The organism is Agromyces agglutinans, assembly GCF_009647605.1.
GTDB lineage: Bacteria > Actinomycetota > Actinomycetes > Actinomycetales > Microbacteriaceae > Agromyces > Agromyces agglutinans.
Genome location: NZ_WJIF01000005.1, coordinates 63,262 through 82,001, shown reverse-complemented (window position 1 = coordinate 82,001; position 18,740 = coordinate 63,262). Strand labels below are relative to the sequence as shown.

Sequence of the window (18,740 nt, the reverse complement as noted above, 5' to 3'; positions counted from 1 at the left end):
TAGCGTCGAAGGCATGAACGAGACGACGACGAATCATCCGTCCATCGACCCCACCGCCGACGACGACCGCGCACCGGATGCCTCCGGCGCGCGGCGCCGCCGGCTCGGTCGCGCGGCGACGGTCGCGATCGCGGTCGTGCTGCCGCTGCTCCTCTGGGTGGTGGCCGTACCGGTGGCCGGCCTCGAGCTGGCCGTCGGGTCGGGCGCAGCGGCGCAGACCATCGGCCCGGCCGCGATCATCGGCGCGGCGCTCGTCGCCGGACTCGCCGCCTGGGGCGTGCTCGCCCTGCTCGAACGGTTCACCGGGCACGGCCCGCGCACCTTCGCCATCATCGGGTGGACCCTGCTCGCCCTCTCCCTGCTCGGACCCGTGACGATCGGAGCGGCCGGGCCGATGCTCGTCGTGCTGCTCGCGATGCACGTCGTGACCGGCGCGATCCTCGTGATCGGCCTGCCGCTCGCGGGCCGGCGACGCGTCGACGGCACGGCCGATGAACGGCTCCCGTGACGACCGCGCTGAGCGGGCGGGGCACTGACAGGATGGGCGACGGGAGCGTGACACGATGACCACGATCGACGACCTCGACGCGAGCCCCTCGCCACCGCCGATGGCGTGGCTCGCCTACCGGCCGGGGCCCTGGCTGTCGCTCATCGCGGCGCCGGTGCTGCTGGTCGCCCCGCTCGTCGCGGCGCTCGCCGCCGCCGACTGGGCGCGCGTCGCCGCCGTGCTGCTGCTGGGCGGGGTCTTCGGCCTGACCGTGACGCTGCCGTTCGGCTCGCGCCGCCGGCCGACGGTCGCGACCGAGCTGCTGTTCGTCGCGCTGCTGCTGCTCTGCAGCGGATACCTGGTGCTCTGGCGTACCGGGCAGGCCCTGCTGTTCCCGCTGCTCGCGGTCGCCGCCTCGCTCGCGATCCGCCGCCGATGGGCGATGGGCGTGGTCGGCGCGGTCTCGGTGAGCGGCGCGCTCGCCGTCGGCTTCGAGACCGGCTCGCTCGAGGCAGCGGTGCTCGTCGGGTTCGCCGCGTTCGCGGGCGGCGCCGGCAACTACCTGGTGCAGTACTACGTCGCCCTGGCGCGCGAGCTGGATCGCACGCGCGAGCGGCTCGCGGTCGCGGCGGTCGGCGAGGAGCGCCTGCGCTTCTCACGGGACCTGCACGACCTGCTCGGCCACTCGCTCTCGGTGATCGCCGTGAAGTCCGAGGCGGCGCGCCGCCTGATGCCACGGGATCCGGATGCCGCGGCCGAGCACGTCGCGGAGGTCGAGGGCATCGCTCGCGAGGCGCTCAGTGAGGTCCGCTCGGTCGTCGCCGGTGCGCGGTCGGTCAGCCTCGCCGAGGAGCTCGCGAACGCGCGCCGCACCCTCGAGGACGCGGGTGTCGCGACCTCGGTCAGCGTGCCCGACGGTTCGCTGCCGATCACGGTCGACGCGGTGCTCGGCTGGGTGGTGCGCGAAGGGGTCACCAACGTGCTGCGCCACTCGGATGCTCATCACTGCGCGATCGAGGTGACCGTGCAGGCGGGCGGTGCACGTGTCGAGATCGCCGATGACGGCCCGGTGACGGGGCGCGGCGCAGCCGCGGAGGCATCCGTCTCGGATGGCTCTCGAGGCGGACGCGGACTCGAGGGGCTTCGCGAACGCGTCGCAGCGGCGGGCGGCGAACTGCGCGCCGGGCCGACGCCCTCGGGGTTCCGGCTCACCGCGGTCGTGCCGGTGCCAGAGGACCGGGGGCGGTGAGCCACGGCATGCCCGAGCCGACGACCATCCTGATCGCCGAGGACCAGCGCCTCATGCGATCGGCGCTGACGACCCTGCTCGACCTCGAAGACGACCTCGCCGTCGTCGGCGGGGTCGAGCGCGGCGACGAGATCGTCGCCGCGGCGCGGCGCCTGCAGCCCGACATCGTGCTCCTCGACATCGAACTGCCCGGGCGCAGCGGCCTCGACATGATCGCACCGGTGCTCGAGGCCGTGCCCGGCTGCGCGGTGGTCGTCGTGACGACCTTCGGCCGGCCCGGCTACCTGGCACGGGCGCTCGCCGCCGGGGCGCGCGCGTTCCTGCTGAAGGACCACCCGGTCGAGCAGCTCGCCGCCGCGATCCGCCGCGTGCGCGCGGGGGAGCGGGTCGTCGATCCGCAGTTGGCCGCCGAAGCGCTCGGCGCCGGCGACAACCCGCTCACCGATCGCGAGGCCGACGTGCTGCGCGCCTCGGCCGCCGGCGAGACCATCGCCGGCATCGCCCGGCAGCTCTCGCTCGCGCCGAGCACGGTGCGCAACTACCTCTCGAACGCGATCGGCAAGCTCGGCGCACGCAACCGGCTCGAGGCCCTCACGACCGCGCGCGATCGCGGCTGGCTCTGAGCCGCCGGAAGGGGATGCTCGCCGCCGCGATCAGCAGGAGCAGCAGCGCGAGGTCGAACACGGCGAGCCAGGCGCCGCGCGGCGAGGCCAGGCCGAGCACCTCCCCGCGCAGCAGCGGCCCGGTCAGCAGCGCGACCGCGACCGAGAAGCCGACGGCGAGCGCGCCCGCCACCGCTCGCGGCCATCTCGGACGGCCGCCGTCGAACCCGAATCCGCCGAGGACCGCCAGGAGCGCGATCGCCGCGGCACCACCGCCGAGCCCCTGGGTGAGCAGGTCGACGAGGGCACCGGGTACCGCGAGCGGCGCGACGGCGAAGGCCAGCGGCGCCGCGGCGCACCAGCGGAGCATCCGTCGTTCACCGGGCGTCGCGTCGTCGCCGACGACCGCCGCCCAACCGAACGCCGCGCCGACCACGACGCCCGGAAGCAGGACGCCGACGAACGTGCCCCAGCTGAAGGCCGACATCAGGCCGTTCAGCTCCGCCATCCACGCCCGCAGCGCCGCCGCCCACGCGAGCCCCGCGAGCGCCCCGACCGCCACGAACGTCGTCCGTGCGCGTCGGCGTGATCGCATCCGGCCGGCCGCCGGCGTCGTGATCTCGCTCACCGCCACCCGTCAGCCCTCCTCCGTCGCGCATCTGCGGACGGCCATGAGCGTACGGGCGAGCCGACCGACGCGGCATCCGTGCGATCACGTACTCGCGGGCACCCGGAACCGGCCCCGCGTGAACGGCAGCATCGGCGCCCGGTATTCGACGACGGGCGCATGCCCCGGCTCGAGCGCGAACTCGGCGCGGCCGAACCGCCACACGCGGTTGAACAGGAACACGCCCACGACGACCGTCTCGTCGGTCGGCACCTGCCAGGTGCCGACGCCCCACTGCGCGGGCTGGCCGCGCCCGCCCATGACGACCGTCGGGCGGATGCCGGCGTAGAGCGTCAGCCACGGCTTGCGCAGCGTCAGCTCGATGCGGCGGGTGGTCGGCGCAGGAGCGGTCATCGGGCAAGGCTAGCCGCGTCGGCCGGTGCGCTCGCACGCCTGCGGCCGGCGGCCCGGTACCACTGTGCGCAGAAGACCAGGATGACGGCCGCCTCGACCCAGCCGCCGAGCGAGTACATGAGCTGCGCGCCCGCCTGGGCGTCGTCCGCGGGCACAGCGGCGGGCGGGTCGGCGGCGAGGTGCTTCGCGAGGATGCCGTGCGAGGCGACCGCGATGACGAGCACGATCGCGAGGAGGGTGCGACGTGACGGGTGCGGTCTGGGGTCGAGGCCGACGATCGCCGCGGTGAAGAGGCATCCGGCGACCAGCAGGTGGGCGTGCACGACGAGCCGCAGCAGCGGGTCGGCGTGCATCGCCTCGAAGACCGGCGTGCGGTAGATGAGCCACAGGCCGCCGGAGCTGAGCGCCAGCGCGGTGACCGGATGCGCGACGAAGCGAGCCGGTCCGCTGCGCAGCAGTCGCGAGAGCCGTCGTGCGGGCGTCACGTGCAGGGTGCGGAGCGCGAGCGTGACCGGTGCGGCGAGCACGAGCAGGAGCGGCGCGAGCATGCCGCCGAGCAGGTGCGCCCACATGTGCGCGACGAAGCTCGCCTCGGCTGCCGACGCGAGCGGGCCCGCCGCCGAGATCGCCGCGAGCACGACCCCCGCCGTCCACAACGCCGGGCGAGGCCACGGCCACGGGCGTCCGCGTCGGCGCGAGACGACGACGCCCGTCGCGTAGGCGGCGATCGCGCTCGCGGCCGCCGCGACCACGATCAGCTCGATCGGGGAGCCCGCGCCGGTCGCGTGCGCGCCGGGCGCGGCGAAGGGCAGGCCCGCGGGATTCACGATGCCGCCGCCGCACCGGGCCGGTGCGCGCGCGTTCGCGACCCGCGCGTGCGCACGAGCAGGATGCCGCCGGCGACGATCAGGGCCGCGGCGATGAGGTTCCACGTCAGGTCGTAGGGGAGGAGGTCCTCGACGTACCGGATCTGGTGGATACCCATGAGCTTGTGCTGGACGGTGCCGTCGTAGAGCTGGAACGCGCCGGCACCGAGGAGGACGCTGCCGATCCAGCGCGCCCACCGCAGCGCCCCCCGACGCCGCAGGTCGGCGAGCAGGAACAGGCCGGCGATCGTCGCGAACCAGCCGAGGGCATGGAAGAACCCGTCGGACACCAGACCGAGGTCGGTCGTTCCCAGATCGTAGAAGTGATGCCAGTGCAGCACCTGGTGGAACACGGCCTCGTCGATGAACGCGACGAGCCCGACCCCGAAGAGCACGCCCGACCACGCGTTCTGCGCCGATCGTTCGCCCGGTTTCGGAGCCGCGGCGGTCGCATCGATGTCGCTCATGGTCGGATCCTCGCGGCCATCTCCGCCGCCCGGAATGGAGTGGACTGCCGCCGGGCCGTCTGCTACGCGAGCCGTCGCCCCCTTGTCGCATGAGGGCGGCTGCGACAGGGTGGCAGCATGCACTTCGCGGGCAAGCTCACGCCGGACGAGTTCTGGGCGACGGTCGACCAGACGGAGGCCGAGGTGCGCCGCGGGTTCGGGCTGCGTCCCGCGTACACGGTGAGCGGATGGGCGGGCCGCACCATGCTCGCGGAGTGGGCGTTCGGCGAACGGGGCATCCGTTCGGTGGTGTGCGTGGCCGACGACTGGAAGGGCGCCGACCCGACCGGCGCCGACGCGGTGCCGCGCGTCGAGGTGCTCGTCGACGACGTCGAGCCTCGGCAGCTGGTCGCCCATCGGCAGGGCCTCGAGCGACTCGCGGCCGGCGACGGCCCTCCGTGGCCGGTGGAACCGCCGGAGGCACCCGATGCGGTCATCGACCTGCCGGTCGACGGGGTGGCCGAGCCGTTCGAACTCTGGATCGGCGACGCGCGCGCGTGGGCGGCCGGGCGGATCGGCACGGCCGGTGTCCTCGTCGTGGCGGTCGGGTATCCGATGGTGGATGTCTCGCTCGAGCGCCTGCGCGACATCGACCCGCTGCTCGCCGAACGGCGACGGTGGATCCGCGCGGTGCGGGGCGAGGAGTGAGCCGACCCGTGACCGAGCCGGCGACCGAGGCGCCGAAGGCGCGCCCGTTGCCGCCCCGGCACGGCGTGATCGCCCGCGTGCTGCACTGGCTGACGGTGCTCGCGCTGCTCGCGCAGTACCTCGTCGGCGCTGCGATGGTCGGCGCAGAGGGTGTGCTCGAACCGTGGATCGAGGAGGCGTACGACGGCGATGAGGATCTGCTGCTTCCGGTGCACGTCGTCATCGGATGCAGCATCCTCGCCCTCACCGTCGTGCGGTTCGCGTGGCGACAGGTCGTGACGCTGCCCGCGTGGCCGCCGACGGTCACGGCCGGCGGCAAGCGGTTCATCGTCGCCACCGAACGCGCGCTCTACGCGCTGCTGGTCATCACCCCGTCGAGCGGGCTCGCGCTCGTGCTGCTCTCGGGCGAGGACTGGGAGGTCGGCGACCGCGCCGAGTGGATCGCACCCCTCGACCTCGTCGACGACGACCTGCTCGTGGGCATCCACGTCGCCTCGCAGATCCTGCTGCTCGTCACGATCGCGCTGCACGTCGGCTTCGTGCTGAAGCACCAGTTCGTCGACCGCGACCGGTTCATCCGGCGGATGGTCTGAGCGGCGGCGCTCAGCCGAGCCGGTCGAGCTGGTCGCGGCGGCGCGACAGGTACCCGACCTCGGCCGTGTTGCCCGCCAGCGCGATCGCGCGGTCGTAGGCGTCGCGCGCCTCGGTCGGGCGCTCGAGCCGCCGCAGCAGTTCGGCCTGCGTGGCGTGGAACGCGTGATATCCCGCCAGGGCGGGGTCGTGCGCGAGCGCGTCGACGAGCGCGAGCCCGACCGCCGGGCCATCCACCTCGGCGACGGCGATCGCGCGGTTCAGGGAGACGATCGGCGACGGATCGAGCCGCACCAGCTGGTCGTAGAGCGCGACGACCTGCGTCCAGTCGGTGTCGCTCGCGTCGGGGGCATCGGTGTGCACCGCGTTGATCGCCGCGAGCAGTTGGTAGCGGCCGGGAGCGACGCCGGCCTCGAGGCGCTCGCGCACGAGGCGGTGCCCCTCGGCGATGAGCGAGGCATCCCATGCCGCGCGGTCCTGCTCGGCGAGCGGCACGAGCTCGCCGTTCGAGCCGACGCGCGCGGGGCGGCGAGCCTCGGTGAGCAGCATCAGCGCGAGCAGCCCTGTCGCCTCGCCGTCGTCGGGCAGCAGCGCGTGCACGAGGCGGGTGAGCCGGATCGCCTCGGCCGTGAGATCGGCGCGAACGGGGTCGGTGTCGGCGCCCGTCGCCAGGTACCCCTCGTTGAAGACGAGGTAGAGCACCGCGAGCACGCCGCTCACGCGCGCGGGCAGGTCGTCGGGCGCCGGCACCCGGTAGGGAATGCGCGCCGCCGCGATCTTGGCCTTCGCGCGCGTGATGCGTCGGCCGATCGTGCCCTCCTGGACGAGGAACCCGCGCGCGATCTCGGGCACGGTCAGCCCGCCGACGAGGCGGAGGGTGAGCGCCATCCGCGCCTCCATCGACAGTGCCGGGTGGCAGCAGGTGAAGATGAGCCGGAGCCGGTCGTCGTCGATCGCGCCGAGCGGCTCGAGCTGGGTGTCGTCGGCGATCATGAGCGCCTCCCGGTGCTTGTCGGCGCGCGCCTGCTCGCGCCGGATGCGGTCGATCGCCTTGCGGTTGGCGGTCAACGTGAGCCACGCGCCCGGATTGGCCGGCACGCCGTCGGCCGGCCAGCGCTCGACGGCGATCGCGAACGCCTCGGCCGCGGCATCCTCGGCGATGTCGAGATCGCCGAAGCGCTTGGCGAGTGAGGCGACCACCCGGGCCCACTCCTCGCGGTGGGCCAGGGCGATCGCGGTGCGCGCGTCGGTCACGCCCCAGGCCGCGTGAGCATCGGTCGCACCTCGAGGCGGCGGTTGCACGCCTTCGACCCCTCCGCCATGAGGGCGAGCGCGACGTCGAGGTCGGGCGCCTCGATGATCCAGAGACCTGCGATGTGCTCTTTGGACTCGATGAACGGCCCGTCGGTGAACACGGGTTGCTCGCCGCGGCCGTCGATCACGGTCGAGGTGGCGGGGTCGGCGAGGCCGGCCGCGAACACCCAGTGGCCTCTCTCGCGGAGGCGTTCGTTGAACGCGGCGATCTCGACCATCTCCTCGGGCGTGCCGGAGTTCGTGCGGTCGTCGATCACCGAGACGAAGTAGAGCATGTCGTTCCTCCCGGCCTCATGCATACCGCGGGCGACCGACGGGGCGGAAGGTCTGCATCGTGATGCCCGGTTCGAAGGTGCGGGATTCGAGCAGTTCGAGCGCGAAGTCCCGGCCCGTCTCGGCGAACAGCCGCCGGCCGCCGCCGACGATGACGGGATACGTGATGAGCGTCAGTTCGTCGACCAGCTCGCGTTCGAGCAGCCAGCGGATCAGCCGGCCGCTGCCGTGCACCTGCAACTCGCCGCCCGGGCGCGCCTTCAGTTCGCGAATGGATGCCTCGACGGCGTCGCCGTCGCCCGCGAGCACGGTCGTGTCGGCCCATTCGGGCTCGGTGATCGTGTTGGACACGACGAACTTCGGACGCGAGTTCAGCGACCGCACGAACGGGTCGTCGACGTCGTCCTTGCGCACGCCGCCCCAGTACCGGGCGAACAGGTCGTACGTGTTCCGGCCGAACAGGAACGCGTCGGCCCGCAGGTAGTAGTCGCCGATCGCGGCGTTCGACTCGTCGTCGTCGAACGGCATCGCCCATCCGCCGCGGTCGAAGCCGGGGTCGATGAGCGGGTCGTTGCCGCCATTGGCCTGCATCACGCCGTCGACGGAGACCTGGGTGTTGGTGACCAGTCTCATGATCGGTTCCCTCCTCGGATGCCCCTCCTGGGCAGCCTCTCACCACTGCTACGAACGGGGGCGGGCGGATCCGACAGCGGCACCGGGATCCATTCGTCGCGGGTCGATTCCGCTCGTCGCCGTTCGACGTCAAGATGAGGGTGTCTCGCGCCGCGCCCGCGAAAGGACCGACCATGAAGCTCGTCGTCGCCATCTCCACCTCACTCGATGGAGTCGTGCAGAGTCCCGCCGGCCCCGGGGAGGACCGGTCCGGTGGCTTCACCGAGGGCGGATGGCTCGTCCCGTACTTCGATGAGGAGGTGGGTGCGTTCATCGGCGCCGCCTTCGACACGGCCGATGCGCTGCTGCTCGGGCGCGGCACGTTCGACCTGCTCGCCGCCCACTGGCCCAAGCTCACGGCGGAGCAGGATCCCGGTTCGGTGCTGATGAACTCGCTGCCGCGCTTCGTCGTCGGGACGCCGTCGCTGCCGATCGAGTGGGCGGGAACGACCGTGCTCGACGGCGACGCGGTCGAGGCGGTCCGCGAACTCAAGCGCCGGCCCGGGCGCGACCTGCTGGTGCAGGGATCGCCCGGGCTCATCCAGACGTTGTTGGCAGCAGACCTCATCGATGAGCTCCGCCTCGCGGTCGCGCCGGTACTGCTCGGAGTCGGCAAGCGCCTGTTCGGCGCCGGCACGGTGCCGGCCGGACTCGAACTCGTCGAGACGTCGTCGTCGGCATCGGGCGTCGTGTTGTCGCGGTACCGGCCCGCCGGGCCGGTACCGCACGGCAGCTGGATGCTCGAGGACACGGCCGCGAACCCCGCAGCCGACCGTCACACCCGCACCGGCGTCGAGTCGCTGCGGATCCCACGACCCGACGGTGCGGTGATCGCGGCGGAGCTCATCGGCTCGCCGGGGCATCCGCTCGTGCTGCTCGTCGCCGGCGGCGAGTCGTCCATGGACTGGTGGCGGCCCGAGTTCTGCGACCTGCTCGTCGCCCGCGGGCTGCGGGTCGCCCGCTACGACCAGCGCGGCATGGGGGAGACGATCCTCGGGCCCGTGCACGCGCGGCGCGACGGGCTCGCCGTCGCGCTGGGCGATGCCCTCGCCGTGCTCGACGCGGCCGGCGTGCGCGAAGCGCACTGGGTCGGGTTCTCGGCCGGTGCCTGGGTGTGCCAGCTCGCTGCGCTCGACCACGCCCACCGCGTGCGCGCGCTCACGCTCGTGTCGACGACGCCGACGATGGGCGAGGCCGACGCCGACCTCCCGGGGTCGGCCGCACACCTGCATGAAGCGTGGGCGAATCCTCCCCGCGAGCCCGACTGGAGCGATCACGACGCCGTGGTCGAGTACCACGTCGAGATCGACCGCGACTATGCCGGCGACGAGTTCGACGAGGCCCACGACCGTGCGATCTGGGCCGACACGGTGCGCCGGTCGCCGGGCATGCACCACGACGAGGAGGCCGGCGAGTTCGAGGAAGTCCCACGCTGGCGCGAGCGGCTCGGGAGCATCGACGTGCCGACGACCGTGGTGCACGGCACCGCCGACCCGATGTTCCCGATCGGCAACGGCGAGGCGCTGGCCCGCGACATCCCGGGTGCCTCTCTCGTGCGGGTACCCGGATTGGGGCACGAGCTCCCGCCGAGCGCGTGGCCGTTCGTCGTCGAGGCGGTGGCCGGGTGACCGTCGTCGATCGGTGGAGCGGCTGCCGCGGCGCCGCGCCGAGGCGCGCCGGAGCGCGGCGAACCGCGCCGAACCGCGTCGCGCCGCGTCAGCGGGGCAGTGGCACCAGCGTGACCGGGCGATCGTCGAGCGAACGGGCGGATGCCTCGTCCCGATCGGTCACCACGACGACGCCGTCGGGTGTCGACCAGGCGCGCCACCACGAGGCATCCGTCACCTCGATCGCGGCGTCATCGACCGGCCCGCGGTCGATCGTGCGAGGCTTCAGCGCGGTGATCCACGCGGCGGCGCCCTCGAGGGTGCGCCGCTGTACGGGGGGTATCTCGCCCGCCGCGGTCGGCCCGACGTTCAGCAGCAGCCGCCCGCCGCGCGAGACGACGTCGGCATAGAGCCGGGCGACGTCGCGCGGCGAGAGCGTGTGCGAGTCGTCTTCCACGGCGTTGTACCCGAACGAGAGCCCGAGGCCCCGGCAGTGCTCCCACCCGGGCACCGCCTCGTGCTCGGTGCCGGCGTCGTACTCGCTCGTGCGGAAGTCCCACACGTCGGCGCCCCACCGGTCGTTGACGATGCCGTCGGGCACGGCGGCGCGGTAGTGCTCGATCACCGCCTCGAGCGAGCCGGGCCCGGCCGGCTTGCCGGCGTCGGGCCACTCGAGGTCGTTCCACAGCACGTCGGGTCGGTAGCGCTCGACCAGGTCGAGCACGTGCCGGGCGGCGTGGGCATGGTACGCGGCGTCCTTCGGGCGGTGCCGCTCGATGTGCGCGTTCGACGTGTGCGGGCGCGTGTCGGCGACCGACCAGTCGAGACCGCCCGAGTAGTACACGCCGAAGCGCATGCCCTCACCGCGCACGGCATCGGCGAGCGGCCCGATGAGATCGCGGCGCGGACCGCGCGCGACGGTCGAGAGCGAGGTGCCCGGGGCATCCCAGAGGCAGATGCCGTCGTGGTGCTTGGTCGTAGGTACCACGTAGTCTGCGCCGACCGCGCCGAACAGCCGCGCCCACTCGATCGGGTCGTAGGCTTCCGCACGCCAGAGGTCGAGGAAGGACTCGTACGGCGCCCCGCCGTGCACGCGGTTGTGGTGGGCCGACGCCGGCGAGCCGTCGATGCGGATCGTGTTCGCGTACCACTCGGCATAGGAGGTGTGCGCGAACCACTCCTCGGCGGGAGCGTCGCCCAGCGTGCCCGACGGCTCGGCCCAGGCCGGCACCGAGTAGGCGCCCCAGTGCACGAAGATGCCGAGGGTCGCGTCGCGCGCCCATGCGGGCAGCGGTCGCCCGCGCGCGCCGACGGGCCGCCAGGGCCGGTGCTGCTCCACGTCTACCTCACGTCGATCTGCACGAGGTTGCGGTCGCGCATCGTGTACATCCGGCCGTCCTCGTCGGCCGAGATGTCGATACCGCCGCCGTACCACGCACCGTCGAGCGCCGGCACGACGATCGTGCTCCGGTACGTGGTGGTGTCGATGCGCCGCAGCTCCTGGGCGGTCACGGCGAAGACGCGGTTGCGGCTGGTGACGAGGCCCCAGGCCTTCGGCGCGAACGCGACCCGCTCGCTGTGCACGATCCGCCGCTTCGCGCGGTCGACGACGCGGAAGCCTCCGCCGTGCAGGGCGACGTAGAGGAAGCGCCTGGCCACAGCGAGGCCCGTGACCTGCTTGGTGTCGGCGGGGTCGAGGCGCCAGAGCACGCTGCGCGTGACGGGATCGAACGCGACGATCTCGCCCGCGGGGCTCGTCGCGCCGCCCGTGCCGCCGCCGAGGTAGACGACGCCCTCATGTGCGAGCACGTACGACACGGACTGCCCGGGTCCGAGCGGCAGCTCGACGACCTCGGTCGAGCCCGTCGCCGGGTCGTGGATGCCGAGGCAGCTGCCGCCCTCCGCATCGGAGAGGGCGACGATGACGACGAGGCAGTTCACCTCGTCCCAGGTGATCGATTGCGGCCGGTTGTACGACGGGGGCAGCGGCGCGGCCTGGCCCGGCGTGTGGGTCACCGGGTCGTACGCCCAGAGGCCGTGTCCGCTGTACTGCGCCATCCACAGCCTGCCGGCGGCCCAGACCGCGTCCTTCGACTCGCCGGGGGCGATGATGTTCGCGGTCGCGCCGGTCGCGAGATCGTGCCGACCGAGGATGCCGCTCGCCGCGACGTAGGCGCTTCCCCCGCCCGCGGTGACGCTCATCGCGAGCTGCGCCTCGGGCGGTGCGCCCGCGTCGATCAGGCCGGTGGTCTCGAAGGCGCCGGATGCCACGTCGATGTGCGCGACGAACCCGTAGGCCGAGACCGCGTGCAGCTGGTCGCCGACCCAGCCGAGGCCCCAGACCTCTCCGATGTCGAGGCCGGGTACGGAGACCGGGCTGATCTGCATCGTGTCCGTCGCGCAGACGCGCAGGTCGCCGGCCTTCGCGAGGAAGTACACGTCGCGCTCGTGCACCAGCGTCGCCTTCGTGGTGATGCCGTCGTGCACGGCGACGCGGTAGTCGGCGGGGTTCGCGAGGTCGAGCACGGCGATGCTCGAGCCGGTGCTGTTCGCGGTCGTGACGACGAGTCGGTCGCCGGCGAGCCGCAGCTCGCGCACGGTGTCGTCGTCGGCGAGCTCGGGCGGCAGGATCGACGTGAACGTCCCGCTCGCCCGGTCGTACGCGGAGAGCACGGCCTTGCTCGAAGTGCCGCCGCCGAGCGTGTTCCCGGCGCCGAAGTAGACCGTCGTCTCCGTCGCGACGATCGCGCGGGCACCGGTTGCGGTGGGCTCGGCGATACCGAGCGGCACGACCTCGCCGACGGCCGGGTCGTAGCTCCACAGGTTGCCGCCGGGTTCGCGTCCGCCGAAGAAGACGACGCCGTCGGGGGCGACGTCGAGCGCCCAGACGCGGACGTCGCCCGCGCGGCCGAGCGGTTCGGCTTCGGCCTCGGCCTGCTGCAGGTCCCATCGGAACAGGGTGGCGGTGTTCACCTCGTTCTCGGTGCCGATGTAGAGGTACCGGCCGGTGGGATCGGCGCAGATCGCCTGGGTCGAGCGGCCGTTCGCGATCGTGGTGTAACCCGTGACCGTCGCAGTCGGCACGTGGTAGGCGATGACGTACATCGGCTCGAGGTTGCGCGATCCGATGTAGAGGGTGTCGCCGAACTGGTAGGCGCTCTTCGAACCGAACTGCACGGCTCCCGGGCCGAGGTCGGTGACGGTCACCGAGGGCTCGGCGCCGTACGCGCGGTCGGCTCCGGCCGACGCGACGAGCGCGGCGAGCGCGCCGGCGCCGCCGGCCTGGAGCAGTGTGCGCCGGCTGAGTGCGGAGTGATGCGTGGTCATCGTCGACCCTTTCTCTGAGGTTGGGGCGGTGGTGTGCGGGGCCGGTCAGGCCGTGACGGAGACCGGTTCGCCGAGTTCGCGACTTCGTGCCGCGGCCTCGACGATCGCGACGGTCGCGAGGATCTCGGCCGCGGGCACGTTGGACGTGTCCGTCCGGCACGACGAGATGAGGCTCTCGAGCAGGCCGGCGAGCATCTCGGCGCTCGCCTCGATCTCGAACGCCTCTTCGCCGGCTGCCGTGCCGATCACGCCTCGGGTGATCGGCGTCCATTCGGCGTCGCCGCGGAGCGTGGCGACGCGCCCGTCGTTCCAGGTCGCGGTGACCCGGTCGCCGGTCGCCTCGACGGTCTCGCAACCCGGTCCGAACGCCGCCACCGCGAGGTCGACGAGGTGCACTCCGTACCAGGCGAGGAACGGGTGATGCGGCTGCTCCGGCAACGGGCCGTCGAGGTCGATCCGCTCGACTCCGCCGGCAGCGCCCAGCGCCGCCCGGAACTCGGGCGTGAACCGCTTCGGCGATCCGGCGAGGACGAGGCATCCGTCGCCGGTCGCCTGCTCGAGCATCTCGACCGCTTCGCGTCGCGTGGGCGCGAAGCGGGTGTCGACGAAGACGGGCTTGCCGAAGCGCGTGAGCCGACGCAGGTGGGCGGGGTGGGTGCGCACGTCGCTCGCGACGATGAGCAGGGCATCGGATGCCTCGGCCACGGCCCCCGGCGAGTCGAGCAGCGGCATCCCGAGCGCTTCGAGTTCGGCGGCGAGCCAGTCGTTGCGGTCGCGGCTCGGCGGGAAGTCCTCGACCGTCGGAGCCTTCCAAGCCGCGACGACCGTGCCGCCGGCGACCCGTCCGGTGCGGCCGTCGCCGAGCATCGTCGTGAACTGCACCGAGTGCGAGGAGTCCACGCCGATGAGCCCGAAGCGCACCGGAGCGGCATCCGTCACGCTCACCCCTTGACCCCGCTGGAGGTGATGCTCGCCACGATGTGGCGCTGGAGCACGATGAAGATGACGAGGCAGGGGATGAAGCTGATGAGGGCCGCCGCCATGATGCTCGAGTTCGAGACGGTCTCGGTGTTCAACGATGCGAGGCCGACGGTCAGGGTTCGCGCCTCGTCGGACTGGCCGATCACGAGGGGCCACAGCAGGTCGTTCCAGTGCCAGAGGAAGACGAAGATCGCGAGCGTCGCGAGCACCGGGCGGATGAGCGGCAGCACGATCGCGACGAACGTGCGCCACTCGCCGGCCCCGTCGATCCTGGCCGCGTCGAACAGCTCGTCGGGCAGGTCGCGCACGAACTGGCGGATGAGGAACACCGCCTGCGCGTTCGCGAGCGTCGGCAGGATGAGACCCCAGAGCGTGTTCACGCCGCCCCAGCCCGCGATCATGATGAACGTCGGGATGAGCGTCGCCTGCATCGGCACCATGAGCGTCGCGACGATCGACCAGAGCACGAGGTTGCGACCCGGGAACCGCTTGCGGGCGAGGGCGTACGCCGCCATCGACGCGGTCAGGAGCACGAGGACCACCGAGACGACCGAGTACACGAGCGAGTTCCAGAACCAGAGCGGGAACTCGCCGACGTTGAAGATGCGCACGAGGTTGTCGAAGGTGAGCTCCGACGGCAGCGCGTAGGGGATGGTCGGCGCGTCCTCGGGGGAGAGCGCGAGCACGATCACGGCGATGAGCGGGGCGACCGTGAACAGCGAGATGACCACGAGCGCGACGATCGGCCAGGTCTGGCCGCCATCGGCGCCGCCGCGGCTTCGGCGTCGGCGGGGTGGGCGGACGGAGGATCCCGGGGTGCCGGTGGGCAGGGTGCCGTCACCGGTGACGGGGACGTCGAGTGCGAGGGACGCGGTGGAGGTCACTGCTCGTCCTTTCCTTCGAAGAAGCGGCGCTGGATCAGCGAGAGGATGAGCACGATGGCGAACAGGACGATGCCGATGGCCGCCGCGTAGCCGAAGTCGAAGAATCGGAAGCCCTGGTCGAACAGGAAGTAGATCAGGCTGTAGCTGGCCCTCGCCGGGCCGCCGCCCGTCATGACGTAGATGGTGTCGAAGACCTGGAAGCCGACGATCGTCTCGATGACGAGCACGAAGAAGACGACCGGCTTCAGCAGCGGCAGCGTGATGTGCCAGAAGGACTTCCAGTTGCCGGCGCCGTCGATGCGTGCGGCCTCGTGCACCTCGGCCGGCTGGGCCTTCAGGCCGGCGAGGAAGATGAGCATCGAGTAGCCGAAGCCCTTCCACGCGGCGACCATCGCGAGGCTCGCGAGCACGAGCCACGCCTCGCCGGTGAGGAACGGCACCGGCCCGAGGCCCACGCCGTCGAGTGCGGCGTTGAGGGGTCCGTCGGCGGCGAAGATCCACTTCCAGATGATGCCGGCGAGCACGAAGGAGCTGAGGTACGGCACGAACAGCAGGGCGCGGAAGACGCCGCTCGCGCGCACCAGCCGGTTCAGCAGCAGCGCGCCGACGAGCGAGACGACGATGATCAGCGGCACGAAGATGCACACGTACCCGAGCGTGACGCCGAGGCTCTGCCAGAAGTGCGGGTCGGCGAAGAGCCGCGTGTAGTTCTCGGCGCCGAGGAAGGTGACGTCGCCGTTCAGGCGGTACTGCGTGAGGCTCATCGCACCGGCGCCGCCGATGGGGATGAACTTGAACACGACGAAGATGACGATGGTCGGCAGGACGAACAGCAGGCCGGCGATCGCCTCGCGGCGCCGGCTCGCCGTGCGGCCGGGCCGCCCGGCGGCGCGCCCGGTGGGCGACGCGGCTGCGGTGGGAACGGACATGGCGGAGACCAATCGTGTCGGGGTGGGTCGCGGGCGATCGCGGATCGCCCGCGACCCGATGGATCAGTTGCGGTCGAGGATGCCTCGGGCCTCGTCGGCTGCCTGGTCGAGGGCTTCCTCGGGCGAGAGCTCGCCGCGGAGGGCCGACTGGATGTAGGGCGCGAGCGCGGCCATCACCTGGCGGGCGGCGGGGTTCGGCTCGCCCGGGATGGCGTACTCGAGGGCGGCCTCGAGCGTCTCGTAATCGGCGCCCTCACCCGGCGCGGGCACGTCGGTGCGGCTCGAGAAGTTGCCCGACGCCACGCTGAGCTCGGTCTGGAACTCCTTCGAGGAGAGGAACTCGAGCACGGCGTAGGCGGCCTCGCGGTTCTGCTGCTTGTTGATCGAGGTGAGCGCCATCAGGCCGGGGTTGCCGAAGGTGGCGCGGATCTCGTCCTCGAACGGCAGCGCGGCCTCGACGCCCTCGCCCCCGACCGCCGCGCGCAGCGGTGCGAGCTCTGCGGGCAGGCCGTTGGTGTGGATGCCGACCTTGCCGGCAGCCCACGGCGAGCCCTCGATCGTGATCGACGCAGTCGCCGAGTCGGCGGGCAGTCCGCCCATCTCCTGCAGGTCGACGAGGAACTCGAGCGCGGCGACGCCCTCCTTCGAGTCGAAGGCGACGTCGGTGCCGTCGTCGGTGAAGACGGAGCCCCCGGCCTGCCAGAGGAACGGGTAGAAGGAGAGGTTGAGGGTCTGCTCGGTCGTGCCGGCGTAGTCCATCACGGCGATGCCCTGCTCGGCGAGCACCGGGGCGGCTTCGAGGACGTCGTCCCAGGTGTCGGGGATCTCGAGCCCGGCGTCGGCGAAGACCTTCGTGTTCACCACGTTGGTCGCGATGTTCTGGAAGATGGGCACGCCGTACACCTCACCGTCGAACGTGCCGGCCTCGATCGTGGAGGGGTAGAACACGTCGGGGTCGTCGATCGCCTCGCCGACCGGCTGCACGCCGCCGACGTTGAGGTAGGTCGCCGCCATGTCGGGGGTGACGAGGGCGAGGTCGGGCCCCGAGTTCGCGGCGAGCGCCGCGGAGATCTGCTCGTCGCGCTTGGCGAACGGCTGCAGTTCGATGGTGAGGTCGACGCCGGGGTGCTCCTCCTCGAAGTCGGCCTCGGCACCGGCCCAGAACTCCTTGCTGGCGGCCTCGTCCTTGATGACGGGGTACATCCACATCGTGACCTCGCCGCTGACCTCGCCGTCTTCGGCGGGTGCGGTCGACGCGCCGTTCGAGGCGCAGGCCGTCAGGGCGAGCGCGCCGGCGGCGGCCACGGCCGCGAGCCGGAGGTGTCGTCTGGTCATGCTGTTCTCGCTTTCTGGGTGTTCCGGAAGCCTCGTCGGTCCCGGGAAGGGGTTGGATTCAGGGCAGGGCGGGTTCGAGGAGACGCGCGGCCTCCTCGAGGGCGGCGAGCGCCTGGCGGTGGCGTCGGTGCCCGGGCTGCGGGGCGAGCAGGGGATCGCCGGTTTCGCGCATCCAGTCGAGGAGCGCGGCAGCGAGGGCGGCGAAGGTCGCGCGCCGGTCTTCGTCGCCGTTGCGGTCGTCGCCGGCGAGATTGGAGGTCTCGTGCGGGTCGGTGCGGAGGTCGTACAGTTCGACCGTGGGGCTGGTGCCGATGGTGGGCCCGGCGAGGTCGGCCGGCAGGCTGCGATGCACCCAGGATTGGGTCGGGTCCATGGCGCGCGGCGCATTGGAGAAGTTCACGATGAGCTTGTGGGTCGCCGAGCGCACCGACCGCTTGGGGTCGTAGTAGGTGTGGTAGGTCAGTTGGCCGAACGCGTGTTCCCGCGCGGGCACGCCCTGCTCGATCAATGGGACGAGGCTCCGGCCCGCGACCCCGTCGGGCGCCGGCAGGTCGACGAGCTCGAACAGTGTCGGCACCACGTCGACGTGGCTCACGAGCTCGTTGACGCGTCGGCTCCTCCACTCGCGGCGGTCCGGCGTGCGGATGAGCAGGGCGACGCCCGTGCCGGCATCGTAGAGCGTGCACTTCGCGCGAGGGAGGGCGAGGCCGTGGTCGGTCGTGAACACGACGACGGTGTGCTCGTCGAGGCCGAGTTCGCTCAGCCGGGCGAGCACGCGGCCGACGCCCTCGTCCATCGCGCGGACCGCGCCCTGGAGCTCGGCCATCTCGGTGCGGGCGCCCTCGTCGTCGCGGAGATGGGCCGGCACCGTGATCCCGCGGCTGGCGTCCGGTTCCACGTGCTCGCCGAGGAAGCCCATGACGCCGAGCGGGTCCCGGTCCGAGGGCGAGCGGTGCGGCTCGTTGAACCCGACCTGCAGGTAGAACGGAGCGCCGGCCTCGTCGGCGGCCTCGGCCGCCCGGTCGAGCGCCTCGATCGCGCGCCGCGCGACGACGTCACGGTCGCCTCCGGTGCGCACGCGGTCGAATCCGAGCCGCGCCGCGACCTCGTCGTCGGCGAGCACCTTCGACTCGTGGTGCACCCCGACGAGCTCGGTGCGGTAGCCCGCACCGCGCAGCCGGTGCGCGAGGTGCGTCGAGGGATCGCGCAGGTCCCATCCGAACGGCTCGTGCGTGAGGCCGAGCACGCCGTTCTGCTGCGGATAGCTGCCGGTGAAGAGCGAGGCTCGGGCGGGGCTGCAGTGGGGCGCGGTCGAGAACGCGTGCTCGAACACGGTCGACTCGGCGGCCAGCGCGTCGAGGTGCGGCGTCGAAACCGTCTCGACGCCGTAGGCGCCGAGGAACCGGCCGAGGTCGTGGCAGTGGATGATCAGGATGTTTCGGGCCATC

At 72.4% G+C, this 18,740-nt stretch carries 20 protein-coding genes; 6 read left to right on the top strand and 14 right to left on the bottom strand.

Translation table 11 applies throughout. The features are described 5' to 3' along the window. Window positions 1–13 precede the first annotated feature (13 nt). The 3 genes from GE115_RS10350 to GE115_RS10340 are packed head-to-tail and all read left to right on the top strand — an operon-like array spanning window position 14 to window position 2,359. Window positions 14–508 carry a DUF6069 family protein gene (locus GE115_RS10350; protein ID WP_153684721.1) on the top strand — a complete coding sequence of 165 codons (495 nt, stop codon included), beginning with the start codon at window positions 14–16 and terminating at the stop codon, window positions 506–508. A 55-nt stretch (window positions 509–563) separates the two neighbouring features. After that, complete coding sequence (locus GE115_RS10345) at window positions 564–1,736, top strand: sensor histidine kinase (RefSeq protein WP_153684720.1); 1,173 nt, start codon at window positions 564–566, stop codon at window positions 1,734–1,736. Between the two features lie 8 nt (window positions 1,737–1,744). Further along, window positions 1,745–2,359, top strand: coding sequence for a response regulator transcription factor (locus tag GE115_RS10340; protein WP_153684865.1), 615 nt, complete (start codon window positions 1,745–1,747; stop codon window positions 2,357–2,359). Here the strand turns inward: GE115_RS10340 and GE115_RS10335 are convergent. The 4 genes from GE115_RS10335 to GE115_RS10320 all read right to left on the bottom strand — a co-directional run bounded on the left by GE115_RS10335 (window position 2,328) and on the right by GE115_RS10320 (window position 4,692). Beyond that, window positions 2,328–2,966: a hypothetical protein gene (locus GE115_RS10335; protein ID WP_153684719.1), complete on the bottom strand. Its 639-nt coding sequence runs from the start codon at window positions 2,964–2,966 to the stop codon at window positions 2,328–2,330. The two genes, GE115_RS10340 and GE115_RS10335, sit on opposite strands and share 32 nt — an antisense overlap. 84 nt (window positions 2,967–3,050) lie before the next feature. Further along, a complete protein-coding gene (locus GE115_RS10330; RefSeq protein ID WP_153684718.1) occupies window positions 3,051–3,359 on the bottom strand; it encodes a hypothetical protein in 309 nt (102 codons plus the stop codon). Then, entirely contained in the window at window positions 3,356–4,186 is an 831-nt protein-coding gene (locus GE115_RS10325) for a cytochrome c oxidase assembly protein (protein WP_312855070.1), read from the bottom strand. The genes GE115_RS10330 and GE115_RS10325 overlap by 4 nt, the downstream gene beginning before the upstream one ends. After that, window positions 4,183–4,692: a DUF2243 domain-containing protein gene (locus tag GE115_RS10320; protein ID WP_153684717.1), complete on the bottom strand. Its 510-nt coding sequence runs from the start codon at window positions 4,690–4,692 to the stop codon at window positions 4,183–4,185. The genes GE115_RS10325 and GE115_RS10320 overlap by 4 nt, the downstream gene beginning before the upstream one ends. Window positions 4,693–4,809: 117 nt before the next feature. Between GE115_RS10320 and GE115_RS18350 the strand changes: the two genes are divergently transcribed. Both GE115_RS18350 and GE115_RS18345 read left to right on the top strand, forming a co-directional pair. Next, window positions 4,810–5,379, top strand: coding sequence for a hypothetical protein (locus GE115_RS18350; RefSeq protein WP_172979826.1), 570 nt, complete (start codon window positions 4,810–4,812; stop codon window positions 5,377–5,379). A gap of 8 nt (window positions 5,380–5,387) precedes the next feature. Next, entirely contained in the window at window positions 5,388–5,972 is a 585-nt protein-coding gene (locus tag GE115_RS18345; RefSeq protein ID WP_172979825.1) for a cytochrome b, read from the top strand. A 10-nt stretch (window positions 5,973–5,982) separates the two neighbouring features. On the opposite strand, the gene GE115_RS10310 is transcribed toward GE115_RS18345, so the two are convergent. The 3 genes from GE115_RS10310 to GE115_RS10300 are packed head-to-tail and all read right to left on the bottom strand — an operon-like array spanning window position 5,983 to window position 8,190. Continuing rightward, window positions 5,983–7,224, bottom strand: coding sequence for an RNA polymerase sigma factor (locus tag GE115_RS10310; protein WP_312855069.1), 1,242 nt, complete (start codon window positions 7,222–7,224; stop codon window positions 5,983–5,985). Further along, entirely contained in the window at window positions 7,221–7,559 is a 339-nt protein-coding gene (locus tag GE115_RS10305; protein WP_153684715.1) for a YciI family protein, read from the bottom strand. Before GE115_RS10305 ends, GE115_RS10310 begins: the two co-directional genes overlap by 4 nt. Window positions 7,560–7,575: 16 nt before the next feature. Next, complete coding sequence (locus GE115_RS10300; RefSeq protein ID WP_153684714.1) at window positions 7,576–8,190, bottom strand: dihydrofolate reductase family protein; 615 nt, start codon at window positions 8,188–8,190, stop codon at window positions 7,576–7,578. 173 nt (window positions 8,191–8,363) lie between these two features. Between GE115_RS10300 and GE115_RS10295 the strand changes: the two genes are divergently transcribed. Beyond that, window positions 8,364–9,857, top strand: a complete 1,494-nt coding sequence (locus GE115_RS10295) for an alpha/beta fold hydrolase (protein WP_153684713.1) — start codon at window positions 8,364–8,366, stop codon at window positions 9,855–9,857. Window positions 9,858–9,945: 88 nt separating this feature from the next. Here the strand turns inward: GE115_RS10295 and GE115_RS10290 are convergent, their stop codons facing one another. From GE115_RS10290 to GE115_RS10260, 7 genes are all read right to left on the bottom strand, one after another. Further along, window positions 9,946–11,175, bottom strand: coding sequence for an alpha-L-fucosidase (locus tag GE115_RS10290; protein ID WP_312855068.1), 1,230 nt, complete (start codon window positions 11,173–11,175; stop codon window positions 9,946–9,948). A 2-nt stretch (window positions 11,176–11,177) separates the two neighbouring features. Next, entirely contained in the window at window positions 11,178–13,163 is a 1,986-nt protein-coding gene (locus GE115_RS10285; protein ID WP_153684712.1) for an NHL repeat-containing protein, read from the bottom strand. Window positions 13,164–13,208: 45 nt separating this feature from the next. Then, window positions 13,209–14,102, bottom strand: a complete 894-nt coding sequence (locus GE115_RS10280; RefSeq protein ID WP_216648812.1) for a Gfo/Idh/MocA family oxidoreductase — start codon at window positions 14,100–14,102, stop codon at window positions 13,209–13,211. A gap of 2 nt (window positions 14,103–14,104) precedes the next feature. Continuing rightward, window positions 14,105–15,028, bottom strand: coding sequence for a carbohydrate ABC transporter permease (locus tag GE115_RS10275; protein ID WP_312855067.1), 924 nt, complete (start codon window positions 15,026–15,028; stop codon window positions 14,105–14,107). Continuing rightward, complete coding sequence (locus GE115_RS10270) at window positions 15,025–15,957, bottom strand: carbohydrate ABC transporter permease (RefSeq protein ID WP_153684711.1); 933 nt, start codon at window positions 15,955–15,957, stop codon at window positions 15,025–15,027. The genes GE115_RS10275 and GE115_RS10270 overlap by 4 nt, the downstream gene beginning before the upstream one ends. 63 nt (window positions 15,958–16,020) lie before the next feature. Beyond that, entirely contained in the window at window positions 16,021–17,292 is a 1,272-nt protein-coding gene (locus GE115_RS10265; protein ID WP_153684710.1) for an extracellular solute-binding protein, read from the bottom strand. Between the two features lie 58 nt (window positions 17,293–17,350). Next, window positions 17,351–18,739: a sulfatase family protein gene (locus GE115_RS10260; RefSeq protein ID WP_153684709.1), complete on the bottom strand. Its 1,389-nt coding sequence runs from the start codon at window positions 18,737–18,739 to the stop codon at window positions 17,351–17,353. Between the last annotated feature and the right edge of the window lies 1 nt (window position 18,740).

Excerpts from the sequence above, each read along its gene's own strand:
- GE115_RS10330 (WP_153684718.1), bottom strand. The coding sequence starts at position 3,359 with ATGACCGCTCCTGCGCCGACCACCCGCCGCATCGAGCTGACGCTGCGC.
- GE115_RS18350 (WP_172979826.1), top strand. The coding sequence starts at position 4,810 with ATGCACTTCGCGGGCAAGCTCACGCCGGACGAGTTCTGGGCGACGGTC.
- GE115_RS10260 (WP_153684709.1), bottom strand. The coding sequence starts at position 18,739 with ATGGCCCGAAACATCCTGATCATCCACTGCCACGACCTCGGCCGGTTC.
- GE115_RS10345 (WP_153684720.1), top strand. The coding sequence starts at position 564 with ATGACCACGATCGACGACCTCGACGCGAGCCCCTCGCCACCGCCGATG.
- GE115_RS10295 (WP_153684713.1), top strand. The coding sequence starts at position 8,364 with ATGAAGCTCGTCGTCGCCATCTCCACCTCACTCGATGGAGTCGTGCAG.
- GE115_RS10350 (WP_153684721.1), top strand. The coding sequence starts at position 14 with ATGAACGAGACGACGACGAATCATCCGTCCATCGACCCCACCGCCGAC.
- GE115_RS10305 (WP_153684715.1), bottom strand. The coding sequence starts at position 7,559 with ATGCTCTACTTCGTCTCGGTGATCGACGACCGCACGAACTCCGGCACG.
- GE115_RS10320 (WP_153684717.1), bottom strand. The coding sequence starts at position 4,692 with ATGAGCGACATCGATGCGACCGCCGCGGCTCCGAAACCGGGCGAACGA.
- GE115_RS10340 (WP_153684865.1), top strand. The coding sequence starts at position 1,745 with ATGCCCGAGCCGACGACCATCCTGATCGCCGAGGACCAGCGCCTCATG.
- GE115_RS10270 (WP_153684711.1), bottom strand. The coding sequence starts at position 15,957 with ATGTCCGTTCCCACCGCAGCCGCGTCGCCCACCGGGCGCGCCGCCGGG.
- GE115_RS10265 (WP_153684710.1), bottom strand. The coding sequence starts at position 17,292 with ATGACCAGACGACACCTCCGGCTCGCGGCCGTGGCCGCCGCCGGCGCG.
- GE115_RS10300 (WP_153684714.1), bottom strand. The coding sequence starts at position 8,190 with ATGAGACTGGTCACCAACACCCAGGTCTCCGTCGACGGCGTGATGCAG.
- GE115_RS10285 (WP_153684712.1), bottom strand. The coding sequence starts at position 13,163 with ATGACCACGCATCACTCCGCACTCAGCCGGCGCACACTGCTCCAGGCC.